Raw genomic sequence first — 19,643 nt, forward strand, 5'->3', positions numbered from 1 at the left:
CTCTTTACTGATGAGTCTCCAGGTCCCGGCGCAGTTTATCCAGGACTTGGGCCGTCAAATCGTGCCAGGCATCCTGGAGCCACTGGTCCCGCTGCGCTTCGTCGCCGATACATTCCAGGGCCTTGGGGATGGCCTCACCGAAGAGGATATCTTCCGTCTGACGGCTGCGGTAGACACCGAGCTTACAGGCATTGGCAAAGTGTTCACAGTTATGGAAGAGCAGGTCGTATTTCTTATTGCCCAGGCAGGCCCGGGCAAAGGCGATCGTCTCGGGTACAGAACAGAGCTGCGCCTGTTCTTCCGGCGTATACTGACTCACTTCCACGTCACCGCCCTGGCGGAATTCCTCGAATGACGTTGCCCGGATTTCTGTATCCCACCAATCGATGGGATTGTAGTCATCATCACCGGCAAAGGCAATGACCTCGTCGTCACTGACATAGATGCCGTGATGATAATACAAGCCACCCAGCCGACGCACGCGGATATGGTCGCCCATGACCGGCAACTGCCGAGCCCAATGTTCTGGCGTCCCGTCATCTTGCAATAAAGATAAAATCGAATTCAAATCAATGGCCATCTTCGTCACCTCTCAGCACATCCAGCAGTCCCCGGCAGCCTTCCTGGACATCGTCCCAGGTCCGCTGGAAATCCCGCGTATACCACGGGTCGGCTACGGGCCGGGGATTGGCCGTATAATCCATGAGAAGATGGCACTTCTGGTCCGGGTCGCCATGGAAGATGCGCTTCATGTCCCGCAGGTTCTCATCATCCATGCCAATGAAATAATCATAAAAATCATAATCCTCAGCCGTCAGCAGAACAGCCCGCTTCCCATCGGGATTCATACCGTGCTCCCGGAGCAGCCGTTCCACCGGCGGATAGACCGGATTGCCACAGCCATTCCAGATTTCCTCATCCGTCGTAGCCGCCGAAGCCACGTCAAACCGGTCCGCCATTTCCTCTTGTTCTGCCATCTGCCGGAATACAAACTCCGCCATGGGCGATCGGCAGATATTGCCATGGCAAATGAAAAGTATCCTGATCAAGATCATTTAACTCCTCTCAAAGCCGTAAAAGGCTATGATTCCTACACCGTAATTTTTGTAGGTGAAATTTCCCCTATAATTATAACAGAAAAGGGAGATTATGATTATGTGAAGCTTATAGGGTTGATAGCCGGGATTTACCGGATGGTCTCGATGATTTCTCTGATATACATCGTGTGCGGCACACGGCCTTTGGTATAGAATCCCTCGATGACATCCGCTGGCATTTGCCCCAGCTGAAGCTCATGGCGGTAGATTTTCCGGACGACAAAAGTAATCTCTGCTTCTTCGTAGGTCACGCCATGCTCCAGATATTTTGGGGTGAGACCGCTGGCCTTTGCTTTATCCATATCCCGGCCGGATTTGCTTCCCATGATACCGAGAGCTTTCTGCTACTTCTTGTTGTCAAAGAACGAGACAGTGTAGTAGTCGCTCTTTTCCATGAAACCATACGTATAACGCGCCGGATTGACAAATACTGCGCAGACATTCTTCCCCTTGTGAGGCATACACCAGAGTGTTCCCAGCATACCCCAGCTAATCGTCATCGAATTGAAGGCGTCTTTATCGCCGACGGTCAGGATGCCCCACTGGTCATCAAAGAGTTTGAAAATCTCTGGCTGAAAATCTTTCGTATTCATAAAAGTTTATCCTTTCACAACAAAACAGTTACTGCTGGCTGGCCAGTCTCTTTCCAAGATCAAAGGCCGCCTGCAGGTCTTTCGGGAATTGCTCGGCGTGATGCGCTTTCTTTTTCGTTTCATCCCACGATGCCATACGGTATCGGCTGTAATCCGGTACCTGCAGCGTATCGCAGGAAGCCAGTATTTCCGTTTTCCCGTTCAGGAAATGGAACGGCCAGAAGTATTCTTCCATGCGCGGTTTGTAGTGCTCATCGTAGTAGTTCTGGTCTGCATTCATCGTAAGGATAATGCCGACATCGATTTTTCCCGTAAACGTGCTCTTATAATCATCATAGGATAGTGCCGGAAAGGTCGAGCGGACCATAAAGGAACGGACCTCGCCCGTTGGTTCCCCGAAGTAATCAGTATCTTTTTCATAGGAATCTCTCCTCCTCTATGATTTTTTGTTGATATCGCCAATGTACTCATAACCGCAGGCCGCGCAAAAATAGATTATGCTTCGCCGTCACACGGATCGTCGACGTAATCGACTTCCGCATAGCCAGCGCAAAGTGTGATTTGATGTTTCTTATTGCCTGGGATGACGTATGTATCGCCCTGCTGATACGTCCTGGTTGCGCCATCCATTGTCAACAGGCATTTACCGCTGACAACAATTGTCCACTGTTCCGCATGGGCATGCTCTGGGAAATGGACTTCTTTTTCCGCACTGACGAAGTAGACCGTGCCTGTAGACGTATGGTCCACGCGAACCGTCAGCCCTTCTATACCATAGTCACGTTGTGGAATATGGCGGATGATTTCTGGAAAAACAGACATATGGATAATCCTCCTGAGTAGGTTTCTTGTTTTTTTCGACTGAATTATTATAGCACGGGAGGAAGGCAGAATCTCGTTAGAAAATCGTGTGTTTCTAAACGAACTTGTCATTTTGTGCAGAATGCCAACCTGCCATTAAAGCAGATGCTTCTTTAATGGTTCTGGCATGGCGAGGACAAGTAGTTCGATAAAATTATCGAGAGCAATTTTTTGCCCACCAATAAACCAGTCCTGAATCATCTCAGAGATAGAACGCATATAATACTTAGCCAAAAAATCAATTTCTATGGGAAGTTCATCTTCTTTACCTAAAATACGCAGGCGCTCACGCAGTAAATCGATGGCGTAGTCATTAGTCGCATAGCGGAAGGAGGTCTGCCCTGATGTGTTTTTCAACGCATTTAGAAAAAACGACTGTTTATCCGAAAGGGTAATACAGAATATGCGCAACGCATCACGCCAGCTGATTTTATTGCCGAGTTGGCTGAAAGCCGGCTCAATTTCTTTGTTATAGATAGAAGCCAGTAGTACATATTTATCCGCAAAATGATTATAAAAGGTTGTCGTTGTCATGCCGCAGTTGGTGACAATTTCTTTGACCGAAATCTTGTCAACGGATTTCTTTCCAGCAAGTTCAATGAGGGAAGCAGCCAATAACTGCTTCGTGGTAGGCCGTTCAATCATAAAAGTCTCCTCTTCATTCATGGATGAAATATGATTACAATCAAATATAATTTAACCTGATTCTGCAAGAAGTCTCCCGCCTCTTTAGGCGGTGAGATGAATTGCAGGTTTTTCTGAGGGCTCGATGCCATCGGAAAAATAATGGCTTCACAAGTTGATTTGCAGTATAATCAGTAGTAAGAGTGAAAGAATTTGGAAAGTCAAGGCAGGTGATGATAGTGAATAAGGCATACCGATACAGAATCTATCCGACAACGGAACAGAAAATGATGTTTGCCAAGACCTTTGGGTGTGTCCGATTCATCTACAACAAGATGCTGAGTGACCGCATTGACTATTATAAGGAAACCGGCCAAAAGCTGAATAACACGCCTGCGCAGTATAAAGAAGAATTCCCTTGGCTAAAGGAAGTAGATAGTTTAGCCCTTGCCAATGCTCAAATGAACCTGAATAAGGCCTACAGCCACTTTTGGAATGACAGCCAGCATTTCGGCAAGCCGCGCTTCAAGTCCAAGAAGAATCGTCGTGCTTCGTATTCCACGAACAACCAGAAGGGCTCTGTCCGAATCGAGGGCCATAAGGTGAAACTGCCGAAAGTCGGCTGGGTGAAACTATGCCAGCATCGTCCCTTGCCGGAAAACAGTATCATAAAGACCGTAACCATCAGCCAGACGCCATCAGGAAAGTACTATATCAGTATGCTGGTGGAGTATGAAAACCAAATACCCCTGTCATACCGAAGACCTTCCTGGGGCTAGATTTTGCGATGCACGGCTTGTATGTGGCTTCCGATGAGGCGGATGCTAAGTATCCCGATTTCCTGAGAACGGCAGAGAAAAGATTGGCTAAAGCACAGCGAAAGCTATCCAAAAAGCAGAAAGGAAGTCACAACAGAGAAAAACAAAGACTGCGCGTAGCTATTCTTCATGAGAAAGTGGCCAATCAACGTCAGGATTTCCTGCATAAGAAGGCTCGCTACCTTGCAGATCGCTATGATGCCATTGGCATTGAGGATATCAGCGTCAAAGCGATGGCAAAGCGGAAAAAGGGTGGCAAGTTCAGCTTTGGCAAATCCGTAGCCGACAATGGCTGGAATATGTTCACGAACATGCTGGAGTATAAACTGGCTTGGCAAGGCAAACAGCTTATCAAGATAGACAAGTGGTATCCGAGCAGCCAGCTGTGCCATATTTGCGGATATCAGAACCACGAAACCAAGGAATTGTCTGTAAGGGAATGGGATTGCCCGAAATGTGGAAGTCACCATAATCGCGATAAAAACGCAGCCATCAATATCCGAGAAGAAGCCAGGCGAATATCAGCCTGACGTAATCCATAAAATACCGTGGGTCGCACGGGAATCTACGCCTGTGGAGAGAGTGTAAGCCGCCGCAACTCTTTGGAGTCAGTGGCGCTGTTCTCGTTGAAGCAGGAAGCTCCTGCCTCTATAGGCGGGAGTACGTTCACTCTGTAAGATATGTTCCCATTCCTGTTCGTCCATTTCAGGTCTCCCTGCCTTTCCCTTCCATATCCCGTCGCCATTTATCCAAAACCTGAGCCGTCAAATCGCGCCAGGCATCCTGGAGCCATTGATTCCGTTGCGCATCGTCGCCGAGACATTCCAAAGCCTTGGGGATGGCCTTGCCGAAGAGGATATCTTCCGTCTGATGGCTGCGATAGACGCCGAGTTTGCAGGCGTTGGCAAAGTGTTCACAGTTGTGGAAGAGCAAGTCGTATTTCTTATTGCCCAGACAAGCCCGGGCAAAGGCAATCGTTTCCGGCACAGAGCAGAGTTGGACCTGTTCCTCCGGCGTATACTGGCGTACTTCCACGTCGCCGCCCTGGCGGAATTCCTCGAATGACGTTGCCCGAATTTCTGTATCCCACCAATCGATGGGATTGTAGTCATCATCACCGGCAAAGGCAATGACCTCGTCGTCACTGACATAGATGCCGTGATGATAATACAAGCCACCCAGCCGACGCACGCGGATATGGTCGCCCATGACCGGCAACTGCCGAGCCCAATGTTCTGGCGTCCCGTCATCTTGCAATAAAGATAAAATCGAATTCAAATCAATGGCCATCTTCGTCACCTCTCAGCACATCCAGCAGTCCCCGGCAGCCTTCCTGGACATCGTCCCAGGTCCGCTGGAAATCCCGCGTATACCACGGGTCGGCTACGGGACGGGGATTGGCCGTATAATCCATGAGGAGGCTGCACTTCTGGTCCGGGTCGCCGTGGAAGATGCGTTTCATGTCCCGCAGGTTCTCGTCATCCATGCCGATGAAATAATCATAAACATCATAATCACCAGCCGTCAGCAACGCCGCCCGCTTCTCACTGGGATCCATACCGTGGGCTCGGAGCAGCCGTTCCACCGGCGGATAGACGGGATTGCCGTACCCGTTCCAGATTTCCTCCTCCGTCGTCGCTGCCGAAGCCACATCGAACTGCTCCGCCAGCCCATCCTGCTCCGCCATCTGCCGGAACACAAACTCCGCCATGGGCGACCGGCAAATATTGCCATGGCAGACAAACAGTATCTTTATCACAAGTTTCAAACTCCTTCCATACCGTAAATGGCCTGTAGAAAAATGTTCCCTCTTATTGTAGCAGAAAACATTGTTTTTTGCTCTGGGTTCTGCGAATATGACGCTCCCCATTTTCAGATAAAAAAGTACCCTCCTTACTGTTTTATCCAATATAGAGGGTATATGCCTGTTATTTTATAATATAGGCATTTACGATTTCCCCATAGTAGGCAGATAGAACGCACTATTTTGTAAGATACTATCTAAAAGGAGAGTAAAATGGAAGTATCAGAAATCAATATCAAACCATTTGCCTATGCTATCAGCATCATCAATGGAAAATGGAAGATGCACATTCTTTTTTGGCTATGGAAAAAAGGAACCCTGCGGTACAGTGAATTGAAACGTGCACTCGGGCATGTAACCCATAAAATGCTCAGTACCCAATTAAAAGAGTTAGAAAGCGATGGACTGATCAACCGACATGAATATCCGCAGGTGCCGCCTAAGGTAGAATATTCCATGACAGAACGGGGACTCAGCATGATGCCCATACTGCAATTGCTTTGCGAATGGGGAACAACCCATATCGACGATAATCTTCCCGGTTCCAAAGATGCCTGATTGTGCCTGTCATGATTGAACTTCTATAAGTGGCAGAGGTTCCATCATGATATTTCCATTATTTTTTACGGTCTTCCGCCGCCATTTGAGTCAATCTCATTCCAAGATCATATGCCTTTTTCAGGTCCTGGGGAAAAACTTCTTCCCGCTGCCGCTTCTTATCCGCTTCATCAAAAAGATTCTGTCTGTAACGGGAATAATCATTATACTGATAGGTATTACAGCAGTATTGGACTTCGTTATATCCATAAACAAGGTCCATGGTTTTTCCCCAGGTTCCCAGCAGCTCCGGATAATGGAATTTTTCCATCTCCTCTTCCTTGCAATTCATGGCATAGATCAACCCTGAGAATTTTTTAGCATGAGGGACCATATCGGGCTTCCCATCCTTATAGAAATAGGAATAGATGGGAAAAAGGGAACGATTGAGGAGGCTGATGACCTGCCCATTAGGATAGCTGAAATAGACGGGACTTCCCACGATGACCACGTCGGCGTCCCAAATCTTTTTGAGCACGGGCTGGATGCTGTCCCGGACAGCGCACACCCCTCCCGTTTTGCTGTTTTTCAGCTTACAGGCATAGCACTCCCGGCAATCCGTAAATTCATAATCCACCAGATGGATGAGTTCCGTTTCAGCACCAGCTGCCTCGGCTCCTAGCTGTGCTTGCTGCAGCAATTGGGCCGTGCTGAAATTTTTTCTTGGACTCCCATTCAATAAAATTGCTTTCATCCTGATTCCTCTTTTCTCCAAAATTTTCTTTTTCCTTATCATGAGTCATTAACGACCTTCATGTTTTTTATTATACTCTTCAATTCAGTTTTGCCATATACTTTTTAGCTTGACAGCCCTCATGCGATCATCATACGAATACATTAAGAGGGCTTCATAGCAGACGCTGTCCGGGTCCCAGATACCTTCCTTGCGGGCGCCGAAAGCGCCGGCATCGCAGGCGAACCAAATGGCCTGACCCTTCTTCAGCTGCTTGACGCAGAGCGCTTCCATGGCGTCCTGGCTGAGGTTCAGGGCCTTCATGTCGCAGCCCGTCATATTTTCCACGGCGTGGAACTGGATGGGCGTATCCAGGGGCTTGTCCGCCGTACTGGAGATAGAGGTTCGGCGAGACCATGCACTGTGACTGCCGCGCCAGCTCATTGAAAGCCGTGACGTGGGCATCATCCGGCCGGAGCAGATAGTCGTCTCGCTTCTTCCCCAATTTTTCTGGCAGTTCAGCCGCTTCATACTGCGGCAGGAAAGGCATGTGCTGCACTTCCGGGAAGAAAATCAGGTCGGCCCCTGCAGCCTGGCGGACAAAATCATAACTCTTCTGGAAATTCGCTTCCATATCTTTGGACATAGCCATCTGTGCCATGGCAAGCTTCATCATTCATTCCCCCTCGTATGTTCCAAGACCCAGGCAAAGGCCTTGGCCGTACGGATGTCGTTGTCCTGGAAATGATTCCCTTTGTTCCATTCCAGTGTACATGTTAGATTCCGCCCCTGGAACAGGTCAAAGACATCGCGGATGCGGTCTTCGACGCTGGCCATGACGAGATTGCGCGTCTTCTTTTCCTTGTCGCCGAGGCTCAGGTAGACGCACGGGCTCTGGAAAGTTTTTTCTTTCAGATAGTCGCAGAAGGCCGGGAACCAGACCGACGGCGAGGCCGCCGCGATGCCCTGGAAAACGGCGCTTTCACAGGCCGCCCAAAGGGCAAAGAGACCGGCCAGGGAATAGCCGCCGAGATAATATTTCTTCGCAGGATCTGCCGTAAAGGTCAGCACTTCCTGCAGCGTTTCTTTGGCGCCATTACCAAAGGGCACTTTGCCAAAGACCGGCGGCGCCGGCCAGGGCGACAAATCCCGGTTCCAGTCTGCGACCTGCAGGGCCAGGAGGCGGAAATCGACGTCCGTCGCCGCCCGGATGGCTGTGATTTCCTTTTCCATCCCGGCTAAGTCGTGGTCGTCGACCAACTGGATGAGGACGTGCTGCGCCCTGGGATTTCCGAATTCAAACGATTTTAGCATAAAATTTCCCCTTCCTGCAGATTCTTGACGACCGGCAGATCCGCCTTCGTCGCTGCTTCCGATTTCCGTCCTAAAAAAATAACGTTGCGTACAATATCTTTTACCATTATAAAATAACCCCCTGCACATTTTTCTAAAGACATTGTACGGTAATTCGCACATTTTTCCAACTGTTTTTGACGTCCAAACGCACATTTTTCCTGTTTCGACAGTAAAAAGGGGATTGTCGCACGAAGGTTTCTACCATCATGCCCAATCCCTTTTCTCTAAAAGTCTACAGTTTGTAGTTTGCAGTTTGTAGTAGATGGCTTTAATTAATAACATTCGTACGTACTGAAAACTATAAACTAAAAACTACAAACTTTTTAAAGTACTTTCACTTGCTGGTTCTTTTCGCCGAAGTTTTCCATGAGCCTCTTTTTGATGGCGTCACGGCTCGTGCCTTTGGCTTCTTCCTGTTTGATCAGTTTGTAGGCACCGAAGAGCGGCGACGGGCCGATCTGGGAGCTGAAGAAGCCGATGCCCTGGTTCCAGGCGATGAGTTCGAAGACGTCGTCGAAGGCACGGGAATCGATGCCGTGGATATAGGCTTTGACCAGTTCCCGTGCAGCCTGACGGTAGCGGCCGGCGCCGACGGCATTGGCCAGGGAGAGGATGAGGCGCATTTCATAAGAGAGGTAATGGCGTTCGTCATTCCACGTTTCGTCCCAGAATTCGACGGCAATGCGGCCCAAGTTCTTGTCGATGATCGGGAAATTGAGGAGTGCCGCCGGCCCGAAAGGCTTCTTGCCCGATGCCGGTTTTGCTTCGCTGCGGTAGAACCAGATGTGGAATTCATAGGGCTTCACTTCTTCCACGTGATATTCAAAGCCCCGGTCCTTCATGGCTTCATAGAGCGGATGCGGTTCGAAGCTCTGGATAATCTGCAGGCCGCTGCCTTCAGGAACCTGATCGGCCTGACGAAAAAGGCCCTGCGAGAAATTGCCCTTAGCCTGACGCAAATCGATGACTTTGAACTGATCTTTTTTATTTTCCCATTCTGTATACATAACAAAACCTCCTGTTGAAAATCCTTTAGATACGTTGATTGGCTTTCGCTTGATGACTGTATCTTACCAGATTTCCCACAGGAGGTACGTTGCTTTTCTAACTAATATAAATTTTATCTTTTTTCGATGAACGACCTGCAGCAAACGACATAGTTACCTCGACGTAAGGGCCTGACGGAAAAAGCCGAAAATAACAATACTATGTTTTAGTCGTGCAGGGCCACGCCGTTGCTGGCGATAACCTTTTGGTACCAGTAAAAGGATTTCTTCCGATAGCGGGCCAGGCTGCCCCTGCCGTCGTCATGGCGGTCGACGTAAATGACGCCGTAACGCTTGCTCATCTGCGCCGTCGAGGCGCTGACCAGATCGATGCAGCCCCAGATGGTGTAGCCGAGGACGGGGATGCCGTCGGCTAAGGCTTCTTCTACGGCCAAGAGATGCTGCTGCAAATAATCGATGCGGTAATCGTCCTCGACGGTCCACTGCCCCTTTTCGTCGTCAAAGACGAGCTCGTCCTTCGCACCGAGCCCATTTTCGACGACGAAGAGGGGCTTTTGGAATTTATCCCAGAACGTATTGAGGACAAAGCGCAGGCCCTGCGGGTCGATCTGCCAGCCCCAGGCCGATGACGGCAAATACGGATTGGTCACGCCCGTAAAGAGGTCGCCTGCCGCATCTGCGGCCGTGCTGTCGGCGGCCGCACAGGTACTGACATAATAGCTCAGGGAAATAAAATCGACCGTATTTTCCTGCAGCAGTTCCCTTTCGTCCGGACGGATATCGAGATGGATTCCCTTTTCCCTGAAATAGCGCTGGGCATAGCCCGGATAGCGGCCGCGGGCCTGGACTTCGAGGAAGAGCTCATTCTGGTGGTTGAGCTCCATGGCCGCGATGACATCAGTCGGCTGCGGTGTCAAAGGATAACTGGGCATGGCCAGGACCATGCAACCGATCTGAAAAGCCGGGTTGATTTCGTGACCGATTTTTACGGCTCTGGCGCTGGCCACGAGCTCATGGTGGATGGCCTGATAGAGGTCACTTGCGCTGAGTTCCTCTTTTGGCGTCGGGATGGCGCCGCTCATGAAGGGCGAGCCCAGAATTGAATTGATTTCATTGAAAGTCAGCCAGTACTTGACCTTATGCTGATAGCGCGTAAAAATCGTGCGGACGTAGTTTTCGTAAAAGCCGATGAGCTTGCGGTTCGTCCAGCCGCCGTAATGGTCGGCCAGATAGAGGGGCGTTTCATAGTGGGAAATCGTCACCAAAGGCTCGATGCCGTACTTATGACATTCATCGAAGAGGTCATCGTAAAAAACCAGGCCCGCTTCATTCGGCTCTTTTTCGTCGCCGCGCGGAAAAATCCGGCTCCAGGCGATGGACGTGCGGAAGACCTTGAAGCCCAGTTCCGCAAAGAGGCGGATATCTTCTTTATAACGATGATAAAAATCAATGCCTTTCAATTTTAAATTGTCCGGTGTCGGCCCGGCCGTGCGCGGCCCCTTCAGTCCCTGCGGCAGGACATCCTGAATCGAAAGGCCCTTGCCGCCTTCATCATAAGCCCCTTCCAGCTGATTGGCAGCCACAGCGCCGCCCCAAAGAAAATTTTCAGGAAACATCATTTTCTCCTTTATCCAGTCTCTATTTTACAAATTTACAAAAAAGCTGTCGACCCAGCCGTTGATGCCCTGCATGACGCGCTGCAGAGCCGCAAAGAAGAGCGGTCCCTTATTTAATGATTTCCACATTGTCCGTCTTCAGCTGCGGCGTGCGGGCATATGCAACAGCCGGGATGCCAAGGGCCATGACGAAGCCGAGTTGGCAGTGCTTCGGGATATGGAACTGCGCTTCGATTTTCGGGAAATGCTGGGCCAGGGCCACAGCGAAACCGTCCCAGACCGTCCCCAGTCCCAGGCTGGCGGCGTAGAGTTCCAGATACGAAAGGGCAATGATCGGGTCGGCATTTTTGCACGTTTCGGCCGCTTTCTTTTCATCGACGGAGACGATGACCAGGGCCGGTGCACCGCGGTAGACCAAATCCCTGCCAGCCTGCAGGCTTTTATCTGCCATGTCCTTCAGGAAAGCTAAGGGCGAATCAGCCGGAATACTTTCCAGACAATCATAGGTGATTTTGCGCAGTTCATCCATTTTCTGGCGCGTGGCGATAATAGAAAAGCGGAGAGACGGCGCATTGACGCCTGTCGGCGGATAGGCCAGCATGTCCTTGAGCTTTTCAATTTTTTCAGCTGGTACATCGTCTTCCTTATACTGACGGATACTGCGCCGCGATTTAATCAGGCCCAGCATTGCTGCACTGTCCACGGTCGTAACCGGGTCAGAAGCCGCCGGATCGAGGCCACCGAAGGAAAAAGCCCCTGTCGGACAGACGGCCAGGCAGTGCTGACAGGCCAGGCACATCTTTTCCCCATCCTTGATATAACGGGGTATCTTCTGGTCGTCGAATTCCAGACACGAAGCCACGCAATCGCGCAGGCACATTCCACAGTGGATACATTTTTCTTCATCAACAGCAATCATACGTTTCATCATAACGCTTCCCTCCCAATAGTATATACCCCTATTATAGCAAGAGTCTATCCATCGCGCACCGGGAAATCGTTCATCGTTCGTCGTTCATCGTTCATCGAAAATTCTCACGACAAACGATGCAAAAAAAGGATTGTGCATGATGGCAGAAGCCTTCGTGCGACAATCCCTTTTTCTTACTTCTTCAGCGCCAGTCCGTCATGGAAGGCCTGCCCTACGACGGGGCCGATGGTGCGGTACGTGCTGGTGCTGATGTCGAAGATGATCGGCTGGAGTTTATCCAGGTCGACGTGGCCGTCGGTGAGGACCTTTTCATCGGCCTGCATGGCAACGATTTTGCCGACGAGGATGCCCGTTTCGTCGTCCCAGCTCTTCATTTCACATTCCAGAGTGACCGGATATTCTTCGATGATCGGCGCATTGACGTGCGGCGCCTTGTGGACATGGACGCCGGCCTGTTCAATCTTGTTGACTTTGTTGCCCGTTTCCACGCCGAAGTAGTCGGAAATGACGACCGTATCCTTGGTGGCGAAAGCAACGGTGAAGGCCTTGGTCTTCTTCACGTTGTCCGTCGTCTTGTGCTTCGCTAAAAAGAGCGTGATTTCCCCGTAGTCGCTCTGCTGGCCCCAAGCCGCGTTCATGGCATTGGGCACGCCGTTTTCATCATACGTTCCAATAATAAAGACACCTTCCGGTGTAATGATCGAATGCTTGGCATCAAATTCCATCGTAATTCCCCCATTCAAATATTTATCTTAACTTTCTTCTTGGTTTTATTATATCTATTTTTCTAGATATGCCAATATTTATTTTACGTCAACTACTCCCGACTAAAGTCGGGAGCTTGTAAGTCGGAACTGCATAGGTACTAACGACATCTAAAAGATGTCTTCCTAAATCCGCCTACATCATCGGGTGGCTGACAACACCCGCTTTGCTAAGGAGATTTACTCCAAAGCAGTTGTTATTCTTTCGTAACGAGGACGGTTATCTCCGGAAATCCACATAGTTCCGAGGAGTTGGATATTCATAGCTCCGATACGGTCATCGTTAGATCTGTAACCACACTGGCAACGATATAAGTGTTTGTGATGGTCACGGTTTTCCTTGTGGATAGTACCGCATTTGGGACAACGTTGAGAGGTATACTTAGCAGATACCTTCAGAACTTCGGAACGATTTTCATGAGCTTTATAAGTCAAGAATTGTTCCAACTGATAGAACGCCCAGCTGCGCAGGTCGTAATTTTGTTTAGCAGTTCTTGAAAGATGGGACTCTTCGAAGCTAACACCGGTCAAATCTTCAAGCACAAACAGCGTATCTTTGCCGTATTTTTCAACGAGTGTCTTAGAAATCCGATGGTTTACATCAGACATCCAACGGTTCTCTCGTCCTGAAATGGCTTTGAGTCTATGCTTTGCTGATTTTGTGCCTTTAGACTGGAGCTGGCGGCGGACTTCCTGAAATTTATGGCGTTTAGTAGCCATCTTCTTACCAGAGACGAATTCAGTTTTGCCCTGTTCGTCGTAACTAACAGTAAGAAAACGTAATCCACGGTCAATACCGACAACGTGACGGACGTTTTCTTTCTGAAAATCTTCGACAGCTTGGGTTACGGGAATATGGAGATACCATAAACCTTTGAGTTCGACCAGTTTTGCTGTTCCAAGGTCATAAGCGCCATCAAGGTATTCAGCGAAATGTTCGCCCTCAAAAGTGCATTTGGTTCTTTTGCCGAGTGTATTGATAGATAGGATTTGACCATCATCCACGAAACTGTAATCTCGGTTACGGACCAAATCAGCTTGTGGACGAGTAAAGAATATCGGCTTCCAAAGCCATTCCCATGTCTTGGTAATGCGTTGCCAGTTGCCATCTTCATCCTTATATCTGTAGGGATTTTGGAAGAGCTGTTGTTTTACCGTCTTATATCTGGCAATCGTCGTCTTGATAGAAGACTGGGCCAGCTGCGATTTCAGACCGAACTGGCTGCGCAGGTCACTGTACAGTTCTCTGTTGAGACTTTGGTAGGCCATGTTAAATCGGTGGTCGAAGATGTACTGCGACACGAAGTTACAAGCCTGACGGTATTGTTCAGTCATCTGACGGAACAGCGTCTCTTGTTCGGGAGTAACGTGTATACGAAGTTTTATTGTTTTAGTTAGGTTGGACACTATTTCTCACCTGCCTTTCTAAAATCTATACTACTTCATTAAAATTATTATATCATAATTTTTTTGCTAAAAGTCTATTATTTATTATTGAAAGGAGGGGAGGTGCGGCTCCTCTCATGACTAAAGTCACGAGTCTCCACCGCACCATGAAGATGAATTAACACCACTAACCCCTAGCCCCTGACTGCTAACCCATCGAGTAGGAGGGATTTCTGAGTAGAAATCCCGACCTCTCACACCACCGTGCGTACCGTTCGGTACACGGCGGTTTCCTAGTTTTCGCATACTTGCTTGTAATAGCTCGTCATGGTTATGTAGCCAAGGCGGGCTATTTCTTTATTCGTAAGAACTGAGTTCAGCATTGCCGCTGCTCGCCACGGACCTTTTCGGCAGTTAGCCATTTCCAACACTACCCACTTGGGCGCGCCGTATTGGCTTATCATCCGGTGTTTCGTCCGTACCTTCTTCCATTGTTTCCAGTATATGGTTCGTATTTTGCGTCGAATCCATCTGTCAATTTGAATTAGCAGTTCCTTCATATTCGCTAGTTTAAAGTAATTCACCCATCCCTTTATGAATCGTTTCAATAGAAGGGCTCTCACTTCGTTTCCTTTTCCATTGCTTCGTTTCAATATAAACCGCAAACGGTCTTTCATCTTAGTAATGGATTTCGGATGCACCCGGAGTCGGCATTTTCCATTCTTTCGGTAGAAGCCATATCCCAGATATTTAACATAGCGGATGTGGGCTACGTGCGTCTTATTTCGATTCACCTTGAGAAATAATTTCTTCTCAATATATCGAGTGATGCTTTCCAAGGTCCTTTCGGCACTTCTTCTGCTTTTGCAGAGTATCATGCAGTCATCTGCATAGCGGACAAATTTATGTCCGCGCCGTTCCAGCTCCTTATCCAGCTCATTCAGCATGATGTTACTCAAGAGCGGACTCAATGGCCCTCCTTGGGGAACCCCCTGTTCACTTCGTTCGAACATCCCATGCCGGATAACACCAGCATGGAGATATTGGTGTATCAGCGAGATGACCCGGCCGTCTTTTACGCTCCTTGACAGAACTTCTATCAATTTGCTTTGGCAGACATTGTCGAAAAATTTCTCCAAGTCCATGTCTACGACGTAGACATAGCCCTCATCTGCATAGGCCTGGCATTGTTTCAACGCATCGTGGGCGCCCCGTTTGGGACGGAACCCGAAACTGCTATCTGAAAACTGTGGCTCGTAGATAGGCACAAGAACCTGCGTAATCGCCTGTTGTATCATGCGGTCTACGACCGTAGGGATTCCTAATTTCCGGAATTTCCCTTTTTCCTCTTTGGGTATTTCAACCCGACGGACTGGCTGGGGCTTATATTTCCCATTCCGTATTTGCTGAAGGAGGTCCAGGCGATGTTCCCGCAGGTAGGGTAGAAGTTCATCTACACTCATCCTGTCGACCCCGCCGGTTCCTCGATTAGACTTTACCTTCTTATAGGCACCATTTAAGTTGTCTCGTGATAAAATCTGCTTCAACAGACTGTCCGCTGGCAAGCTTGCAATGATGTCGTTGTGTTCAGCAATCCTCGCATGGGCAGACGCTTCCACATATCCCGGTTGTTCCGCAACCTCTTTTTGTGGACAGCCTTCTTGATGAAGTTTTCTGTCTTTCATTCCATGATTGGTTACTTTCATTAACTAACATCTCCTAGGATTCGGCCCTTTCCTCATGGTCTATAGCCCATAAGGTACTATGGCCTCGGCTGACTCCTCATGATAAATCTTATTTCAACCATGATGTCCAATCTATATGGCACCATCATGTCCATGAGGCCTCCCCGGGTAAGAACGCACTCTTTCTCTCCATGTGTCTGCCACATCTACTATTCATGGTTCCGTGTAGCTATGGGACTTCAACCTGTTAGGCGGCCTTATCCCCATGACTAGCCTTATGTGATTTCTGTTCGTCAGACCAGAGATTTGCCTCGACCTTCCTTCAGATTCCATCTCACGATGGACACCCTTGGTTCTGGCTATAGCCTTCCCGCTACCGGGCGGCTTAGGGACTTTCACCCATTAGAGTGCGCCCATGCCGGGCGCACCTAAAAAAAAGCTGCCGCATCAGCGACAGCCCTTTTTACATTAAACTTCAAACATCAAACCTCAAACGTTCTCTTAGAAGGAGAATACGAATTCAGCTCTCGTCTGTTCTTCCGGATCATCGGCATGGGTCTTATTCGTCTTCCATTTAGAGCCAAAGCTCTGGTAGACGTTGAATAAGGTATTCTTGGCTACGACATAGCTGCCGCCGACGCCCCGGTCTTGATATTGTTCAAGGCATCGCTGTCAAAGCGTCAGCTATTCGTCGAACCACCGAGATAAGCCCCATCTTCGACATTGAGGTATTCGACCCAAGCGCTCCAAGTACCCGGCTGAGATTTTACAGCTTTGCCATATGTCAGCTGAGCAGCCCACCAGTTGGCACTGTCATCGTTATCGAGGGTCTTAAAATCTAGTTCTTCACTCTGCCGCAGGCATTGTAATTTCAATTCAATCTATTTCTTCCAAAAAGCCTCTGCGTTGGCGATGTTCTGACGAATCGTCGCGCAGCAGGCTTTAAATTTTTTCAGTTCGTCGTCAGGCAAGTTGTATTCGATGACTTCTTCGATGCTATTGTCGCCACCACCCCAACGAAATCCTTGGGCTGTCAGCCACTCTTTGAAAGCCCCTTTTTTCGTTTCTCTTCATCATCCATCGTGACATTCGGAGCCAAAAAATTTCAGGTCTGGTCGCCTGCCACAGGCGTCACAGCCGCCCACTTTTCCGGTGTCCCGTCGTCTTCGAGAAGTGAAAGAATCGATTTGATGTCAATCATTGCTAAGCCCCCTGTTCACGTTTGCGAAAAGATGTGCGCAGCCAGCTCCAGAGTGGCTGCAAGTAAAGGTAGACGGCAGCGGCAATGCCCCAGGATGAGGCACCGAGGGCCGCCAGGGGTACGGCAGCAGCAACACTCCAGGGCACGAGGGCCGCGAGGACGATGGTCGTGTCTTCCAGGGCCAAGGCCATTTCCTCTTTGTCGTCATAAAGCGACTGGCAGAGCTCCTGCACCATGATGGGCGACAAGGTCTGGTTGCAGGCAATGGCGACGGAAGCGAGGGACACGACAATCGTACAGCCAAAGGCCGTAAAGACCAGGCAGAACAACAGCCCGGCCGCAAACAGTCCTAAGGGAAGAAAATTCATGGCAGTTTTCTCCTTCCAGAAGTCCTTAAGAGATAAGCAGCATGACTGCCGGGACGACGATGACGAAGAGCAGCGTGCCGATGGTGACTAAGTTGGCCGCATAGGTGACGTCGCCCTTGCCCTGGGTCGCCAGAATCGGCAGGACAGCGATGGTCGGCACGGCGCTCTGGACGATGAAGGTCTGGCTAGCAATGGCCGGCAGGACGCCGCCAAGGCCGGCGGCGATTCCGAAGACGGCAGCGGTCAGGGCCGGACTGAGGACGAATTTGACGAGCATGACCACGACCGTATCCTTATCGAAGCGGATGCTGGCAAGGCCGGCGACGGAGAGGCTGATGCCGATATAAATGAGTGACAGGCCGGTCACCATATTGCCGAGATAGTTCAGCGTCGCAAAGAGGGGCTTAGGAATCGAAATGTCGAAGAAGAGGACGAGAAAGGCAGCGACGCAGCCGACCAGCGGCGCCTGCAGCAGCCGTTTCGGCTGGAAGCGGGCTCCCCCGGCCGCAGCGTCCGGCGTGCTCGGATCATTGAGCACCAAAGTGGCGCCAACCGTCCAGATAGAAAGCAGGCTCAGTACATAGAAGACGAGGAAATACGTAATCGACTGGTCGCCAAACAGAGCCGCGTTCAGGGGCATGCCGATGAAAAGGCTGTTCGTATTGACGATGCCGTTGATGAAGCTGCCCCGGCGGCCGTGCGGGACACGGCAGACTTTTACCAGAACGAAGCTGATGAGATAGAGGACGGCCAGTATCACCGTCCCGGAAATGAGAGGCCCGGTCAGGTTGCCCAGTTGGGAAAGGTCGAGGGTCTTGATTACCGAAACGAAGATGGACGACGGCAGGGCGATGTTCATGACTAAAAAGGCGAGGTTCTTGTTTAAACCGTCATCGATGAATTTTTTCTCACGCAGAAAATAGCCCAGGACCATCAGCAATATAATAGGCAGGATGTCTTCAATGATTTCCAGTAACAGCATTTCTTATCTCCCCTCGTGGTCAGAATCAGGTGCCGCATACCGCGTTAAGAAGCGGGACGGCACTTTTTTTGTCAGCCAGACGCCGTTGACGGAACGGTAGAAAGTGAAGCCTTCTTTTACCATTTTACCGCTGGCGACGGTGTAGATGACAGGTTTGCCGTGGCGCTGGCCGACCTTTCGGGCCGTCACGGCATCGCCCGAAAGGTGGACGTAGAGGCGGCTCTTGGGCAGCAGGCCCTGGCGCTCGATAGAGGCCGTGTATTTCTCGCCCGTACCGTGATAGAGGATGGGCGGCGGCGTGACCACGGGCAGCTCGACGTCGACGGGAATGGAATGGCCCTGATTGGCCCGGATCTTCGTCTTCTCGTCATTGAAGGAATAGCGCTGCTTGTTGTCTGTGCGCACGATTTCTTCCAAGATTTCTTTATTGATAGGATACTTCCTGCTGACGCCGGCCAGCAGTTCTTCCACATCGGCCCAGCCGTGCCGGTCCAAAGTCACGCCGGCCACCCAGGGCTTATGGCGCAGGATGAGGCTGAGGTAGCGGCTGATACGCGTTAAATCCATGATGATCACCTTTTCTTTTATAAAAAACTCCGTACCTGATAAACTAATATCTTTTCTTTTTCGTCGTCACCGTCAAAGAGATCGCGGCAGTCGATGGGCTCTTCGGCGATGAGGCGCAGGTGCTGGTTGAGGAAGTGCTCCGTATCTTCATAGGGATAGTAGAAAAAGAGGCGCAGCGGCCGCGGTTTGCGTTCGAGAGAGTCGAAGATTTTCCCGAGGACCCGCTTCAGCGTGTGCAGGGCGAAAGGATTGAAGAAAAAGCAGCAGTCTGCTTCATCGGGGATCTCATAGGCCGCCGCATCGGCCAGGACGAAGGAGACGCGCTGCCGTGCCGCCGGGCTCTTGGCGTTGAGCATTGCTTTCTGCCAGAGCCGTTCGTCGTATTCGATGCCGAGAGAATGGCAGCCCGTCTGGTAAGCCAGGAAAATACTCACCCTTCCCTTGCCGCTGCCGTAATCGATGAGGGTATTCTTTTTGCGGATCAGGCCGCTGTTGGCCAACCGTTCAAGGACGCAGTAATCCGTCGGTTCGTAGGGATGGTGTTCCCCATCCGAATGACTGTCATCGCGCCCAGAAGTCTTAATCCCCAGCAGCTCTTCCCATTCCTGTTCACGTGTCGCCATAATGCACTCCTTTTTATTAATGTTGAAATACAATAATTCTATCATATACCGCTCACGGCAAAATAACAACTGCGTCGTTCGAAGGAAAAC

At 50.0% G+C, this 19,643-nt stretch carries 26 protein-coding genes and 1 pseudogene; 3 read left to right on the forward strand and 24 right to left on the reverse strand.

The features are described 5' to 3' along the window. Window positions 1–4: 4 nt before the first annotated feature. The 7 genes from C6362_RS00990 to C6362_RS01020 form a co-directional block, all read right to left on the reverse strand. Window positions 5–580, reverse strand: coding sequence for a lecithin retinol acyltransferase family protein (locus C6362_RS00990; RefSeq protein ID WP_014016273.1), 576 nt, complete (start codon window positions 578–580; stop codon window positions 5–7). Beyond that, on the reverse strand, window positions 570–1,055 hold the full coding sequence (locus tag C6362_RS00995) for a low molecular weight protein-tyrosine-phosphatase (protein WP_014016272.1): 486 nt from the start codon (window positions 1,053–1,055) through the stop codon (window positions 570–572). Before C6362_RS00995 ends, C6362_RS00990 begins: the two co-directional genes overlap by 11 nt. A 131-nt stretch (window positions 1,056–1,186) precedes the next feature. After that, complete coding sequence (locus C6362_RS01000; protein ID WP_014016271.1) at window positions 1,187–1,423, reverse strand: hypothetical protein; 237 nt, start codon at window positions 1,421–1,423, stop codon at window positions 1,187–1,189. Between the two features lie 18 nt (window positions 1,424–1,441). Continuing rightward, the gene (locus C6362_RS01005) at window positions 1,442–1,690 is read right to left on the reverse strand and encodes a conserved protein/domain typically associated with flavoprotein oxygenases (protein ID WP_014016270.1); all 249 of its coding nucleotides are present in this window, start codon (window positions 1,688–1,690) and stop codon (window positions 1,442–1,444) included. 28 nt (window positions 1,691–1,718) lie between these two features. After that, the gene (locus tag C6362_RS01010; protein ID WP_014016269.1) at window positions 1,719–2,057 is read right to left on the reverse strand and encodes a hypothetical protein; all 339 of its coding nucleotides are present in this window, start codon (window positions 2,055–2,057) and stop codon (window positions 1,719–1,721) included. A 128-nt stretch (window positions 2,058–2,185) separates the two neighbouring features. Then, window positions 2,186–2,512 carry a cupin domain-containing protein gene (locus C6362_RS01015; RefSeq protein ID WP_014016268.1) on the reverse strand — a complete coding sequence of 109 codons (327 nt, stop codon included), beginning with the start codon at window positions 2,510–2,512 and terminating at the stop codon, window positions 2,186–2,188. Window positions 2,513–2,647: 135 nt separating this feature from the next. Further along, window positions 2,648–3,196 carry a TetR/AcrR family transcriptional regulator C-terminal domain-containing protein gene (locus C6362_RS01020; RefSeq protein WP_014016267.1) on the reverse strand — a complete coding sequence of 183 codons (549 nt, stop codon included), beginning with the start codon at window positions 3,194–3,196 and terminating at the stop codon, window positions 2,648–2,650. 266 nt (window positions 3,197–3,462) lie between these two features. Between C6362_RS01020 and C6362_RS12050 the strand changes: the two genes are divergently transcribed. Together C6362_RS12050 and C6362_RS12055 are read left to right on the forward strand one after the other, a co-directional pair. Then, a complete protein-coding gene (locus C6362_RS12050; protein ID WP_255411303.1) occupies window positions 3,463–3,954 on the forward strand; it encodes an RNA-guided endonuclease TnpB family protein in 492 nt (163 codons plus the stop codon). Between the two features lie 8 nt (window positions 3,955–3,962). After that, window positions 3,963–4,523 carry an RNA-guided endonuclease TnpB family protein gene (locus tag C6362_RS12055; protein ID WP_014016265.1) on the forward strand — a complete coding sequence of 187 codons (561 nt, stop codon included), beginning with the start codon at window positions 3,963–3,965 and terminating at the stop codon, window positions 4,521–4,523. 175 nt (window positions 4,524–4,698) lie between these two features. On the opposite strand, the gene C6362_RS01030 is transcribed toward C6362_RS12055, so the two are convergent. Together C6362_RS01030 and C6362_RS01035 are read right to left on the reverse strand one after the other, a co-directional pair. Beyond that, on the reverse strand, window positions 4,699–5,283 hold the full coding sequence (locus C6362_RS01030) for a lecithin retinol acyltransferase family protein (protein ID WP_014016264.1): 585 nt from the start codon (window positions 5,281–5,283) through the stop codon (window positions 4,699–4,701). Next, complete coding sequence (locus tag C6362_RS01035; protein WP_014016263.1) at window positions 5,273–5,752, reverse strand: low molecular weight protein-tyrosine-phosphatase; 480 nt, start codon at window positions 5,750–5,752, stop codon at window positions 5,273–5,275. Before C6362_RS01035 ends, C6362_RS01030 begins: the two co-directional genes overlap by 11 nt. Before the next feature lie 258 nt (window positions 5,753–6,010). On the opposite strand from C6362_RS01035, the gene C6362_RS01040 reads away from it, so the two are divergent. Continuing rightward, entirely contained in the window at window positions 6,011–6,355 is a 345-nt protein-coding gene (locus C6362_RS01040) for a winged helix-turn-helix transcriptional regulator (protein WP_014016262.1), read from the forward strand. A gap of 58 nt (window positions 6,356–6,413) precedes the next feature. On the opposite strand, the gene C6362_RS01045 is transcribed toward C6362_RS01040, so the two are convergent. From C6362_RS01045 to C6362_RS01125, 15 genes and pseudogenes are all read right to left on the reverse strand, one after another. Further along, the gene (locus tag C6362_RS01045) at window positions 6,414–7,088 is read right to left on the reverse strand and encodes a flavodoxin family protein (RefSeq protein WP_014016261.1); all 675 of its coding nucleotides are present in this window, start codon (window positions 7,086–7,088) and stop codon (window positions 6,414–6,416) included. A gap of 84 nt (window positions 7,089–7,172) precedes the next feature. Next, window positions 7,173–7,598 (reverse strand): C1 family peptidase, encoded by a 426-nt coding sequence (locus C6362_RS12280; protein WP_080596490.1) that lies wholly within the window; start codon window positions 7,596–7,598, stop codon window positions 7,173–7,175. Then, window positions 7,531–7,743, reverse strand: a pseudogene (locus C6362_RS12060) (nitrilase-related carbon-nitrogen hydrolase); the annotation flags it as partial. The gene C6362_RS12280 and the pseudogene C6362_RS12060, both read right to left, overlap by 68 nt. Continuing rightward, on the reverse strand, window positions 7,740–8,381 hold the full coding sequence (locus C6362_RS01060; protein WP_014016259.1) for an esterase: 642 nt from the start codon (window positions 8,379–8,381) through the stop codon (window positions 7,740–7,742). The gene C6362_RS01060 and the pseudogene C6362_RS12060, both read right to left, overlap by 4 nt. A gap of 365 nt (window positions 8,382–8,746) precedes the next feature. Further along, window positions 8,747–9,430: a DUF2249 domain-containing protein gene (locus C6362_RS01070; protein WP_014016257.1), complete on the reverse strand. Its 684-nt coding sequence runs from the start codon at window positions 9,428–9,430 to the stop codon at window positions 8,747–8,749. Between the two features lie 206 nt (window positions 9,431–9,636). Then, window positions 9,637–11,049: a glycoside hydrolase family 1 protein gene (locus C6362_RS01075; RefSeq protein ID WP_041647170.1), complete on the reverse strand. Its 1,413-nt coding sequence runs from the start codon at window positions 11,047–11,049 to the stop codon at window positions 9,637–9,639. 106 nt (window positions 11,050–11,155) lie between these two features. After that, window positions 11,156–11,977: a nitroreductase family protein gene (locus C6362_RS01080; RefSeq protein ID WP_014016255.1), complete on the reverse strand. Its 822-nt coding sequence runs from the start codon at window positions 11,975–11,977 to the stop codon at window positions 11,156–11,158. 173 nt (window positions 11,978–12,150) lie between these two features. Next, on the reverse strand, window positions 12,151–12,702 hold the full coding sequence (locus tag C6362_RS01085) for a flavin reductase family protein (RefSeq protein ID WP_014016254.1): 552 nt from the start codon (window positions 12,700–12,702) through the stop codon (window positions 12,151–12,153). 219 nt (window positions 12,703–12,921) lie between these two features. After that, entirely contained in the window at window positions 12,922–14,148 is a 1,227-nt protein-coding gene (locus tag C6362_RS01090; protein WP_106699280.1) for an RNA-guided endonuclease TnpB family protein, read from the reverse strand. Between the two features lie 272 nt (window positions 14,149–14,420). Beyond that, window positions 14,421–15,812 carry a group II intron reverse transcriptase/maturase gene (gene ltrA, locus C6362_RS01095; RefSeq protein WP_198407942.1) on the reverse strand — a complete coding sequence of 464 codons (1,392 nt, stop codon included), beginning with the start codon at window positions 15,810–15,812 and terminating at the stop codon, window positions 14,421–14,423. Between the two features lie 680 nt (window positions 15,813–16,492). Continuing rightward, the gene (locus C6362_RS01100; protein ID WP_027895332.1) at window positions 16,493–16,687 is read right to left on the reverse strand and encodes a hypothetical protein; all 195 of its coding nucleotides are present in this window, start codon (window positions 16,685–16,687) and stop codon (window positions 16,493–16,495) included. Window positions 16,688–17,015: 328 nt separating this feature from the next. Further along, window positions 17,016–17,381 carry a Na+/H+ antiporter NhaC family protein gene (locus C6362_RS01110; RefSeq protein ID WP_014016251.1) on the reverse strand — a complete coding sequence of 122 codons (366 nt, stop codon included), beginning with the start codon at window positions 17,379–17,381 and terminating at the stop codon, window positions 17,016–17,018. Between the two features lie 25 nt (window positions 17,382–17,406). Further along, the gene (locus C6362_RS01115; RefSeq protein WP_014016250.1) at window positions 17,407–18,363 is read right to left on the reverse strand and encodes an AEC family transporter; all 957 of its coding nucleotides are present in this window, start codon (window positions 18,361–18,363) and stop codon (window positions 17,407–17,409) included. 3 nt (window positions 18,364–18,366) lie between these two features. Then, complete coding sequence (locus tag C6362_RS01120) at window positions 18,367–18,930, reverse strand: RNA 2'-phosphotransferase (protein ID WP_014016249.1); 564 nt, start codon at window positions 18,928–18,930, stop codon at window positions 18,367–18,369. A gap of 17 nt (window positions 18,931–18,947) precedes the next feature. Continuing rightward, window positions 18,948–19,553 (reverse strand): class I SAM-dependent methyltransferase, encoded by a 606-nt coding sequence (locus C6362_RS01125; protein ID WP_014016248.1) that lies wholly within the window; start codon window positions 19,551–19,553, stop codon window positions 18,948–18,950. Window positions 19,554–19,643 lie beyond the last annotated feature (90 nt).

This window comes from Megasphaera elsdenii DSM 20460, from assembly GCF_003010495.1.
GTDB classification, from domain to species: domain Bacteria; phylum Bacillota; class Negativicutes; order Veillonellales; family Megasphaeraceae; genus Megasphaera; species Megasphaera elsdenii.

Excerpts from the sequence above, each read along its gene's own strand:
- C6362_RS00990 (WP_014016273.1), bottom strand. The coding sequence starts at position 580 with ATGGCCATTGATTTGAATTCGATTTTATCTTTATTGCAAGATGACGGG.
- C6362_RS00995 (WP_014016272.1), bottom strand. The coding sequence starts at position 1,055 with ATGATCTTGATCAGGATACTTTTCATTTGCCATGGCAATATCTGCCGA.
- C6362_RS01000 (WP_014016271.1), bottom strand. The coding sequence starts at position 1,423 with ATGGGAAGCAAATCCGGCCGGGATATGGATAAAGCAAAGGCCAGCGGT.
- C6362_RS01005 (WP_014016270.1), bottom strand. The coding sequence starts at position 1,690 with ATGAATACGAAAGATTTTCAGCCAGAGATTTTCAAACTCTTTGATGAC.
- C6362_RS01010 (WP_014016269.1), bottom strand. The coding sequence starts at position 2,057 with ATGGTCCGCTCGACCTTTCCGGCACTATCCTATGATGATTATAAGAGC.
- C6362_RS01015 (WP_014016268.1), bottom strand. The coding sequence starts at position 2,512 with ATGTCTGTTTTTCCAGAAATCATCCGCCATATTCCACAACGTGACTAT.
- C6362_RS01020 (WP_014016267.1), bottom strand. The coding sequence starts at position 3,196 with ATGATTGAACGGCCTACCACGAAGCAGTTATTGGCTGCTTCCCTCATT.
- C6362_RS12050 (WP_255411303.1), top strand. The coding sequence starts at position 3,463 with ATGATGTTTGCCAAGACCTTTGGGTGTGTCCGATTCATCTACAACAAG.
- C6362_RS12055 (WP_014016265.1), top strand. The coding sequence starts at position 3,963 with ATGCACGGCTTGTATGTGGCTTCCGATGAGGCGGATGCTAAGTATCCC.
- C6362_RS01030 (WP_014016264.1), bottom strand. The coding sequence starts at position 5,283 with ATGGCCATTGATTTGAATTCGATTTTATCTTTATTGCAAGATGACGGG.
- C6362_RS01040 (WP_014016262.1), top strand. The coding sequence starts at position 6,011 with ATGGAAGTATCAGAAATCAATATCAAACCATTTGCCTATGCTATCAGC.
- C6362_RS01045 (WP_014016261.1), bottom strand. The coding sequence starts at position 7,088 with ATGAAAGCAATTTTATTGAATGGGAGTCCAAGAAAAAATTTCAGCACG.
- C6362_RS12280 (WP_080596490.1), bottom strand. The coding sequence starts at position 7,598 with ATGAAGCGGCTGAACTGCCAGAAAAATTGGGGAAGAAGCGAGACGACT.
- C6362_RS01060 (WP_014016259.1), bottom strand. The coding sequence starts at position 8,381 with ATGCTAAAATCGTTTGAATTCGGAAATCCCAGGGCGCAGCACGTCCTC.
- C6362_RS01070 (WP_014016257.1), bottom strand. The coding sequence starts at position 9,430 with ATGTATACAGAATGGGAAAATAAAAAAGATCAGTTCAAAGTCATCGAT.
- C6362_RS01075 (WP_041647170.1), bottom strand. The coding sequence starts at position 11,049 with ATGATGTTTCCTGAAAATTTTCTTTGGGGCGGCGCTGTGGCTGCCAAT.
- C6362_RS01080 (WP_014016255.1), bottom strand. The coding sequence starts at position 11,977 with ATGATGAAACGTATGATTGCTGTTGATGAAGAAAAATGTATCCACTGT.
- C6362_RS01085 (WP_014016254.1), bottom strand. The coding sequence starts at position 12,702 with ATGGAATTTGATGCCAAGCATTCGATCATTACACCGGAAGGTGTCTTT.
- ltrA (WP_198407942.1), bottom strand. The coding sequence starts at position 15,812 with ATGAAAGACAGAAAACTTCATCAAGAAGGCTGTCCACAAAAAGAGGTT.
- C6362_RS01110 (WP_014016251.1), bottom strand. The coding sequence starts at position 17,381 with ATGAATTTTCTTCCCTTAGGACTGTTTGCGGCCGGGCTGTTGTTCTGC.
- C6362_RS01115 (WP_014016250.1), bottom strand. The coding sequence starts at position 18,363 with ATGCTGTTACTGGAAATCATTGAAGACATCCTGCCTATTATATTGCTG.
- C6362_RS01120 (WP_014016249.1), bottom strand. The coding sequence starts at position 18,930 with ATGGATTTAACGCGTATCAGCCGCTACCTCAGCCTCATCCTGCGCCAT.
- C6362_RS01125 (WP_014016248.1), bottom strand. The coding sequence starts at position 19,553 with ATGGCGACACGTGAACAGGAATGGGAAGAGCTGCTGGGGATTAAGACT.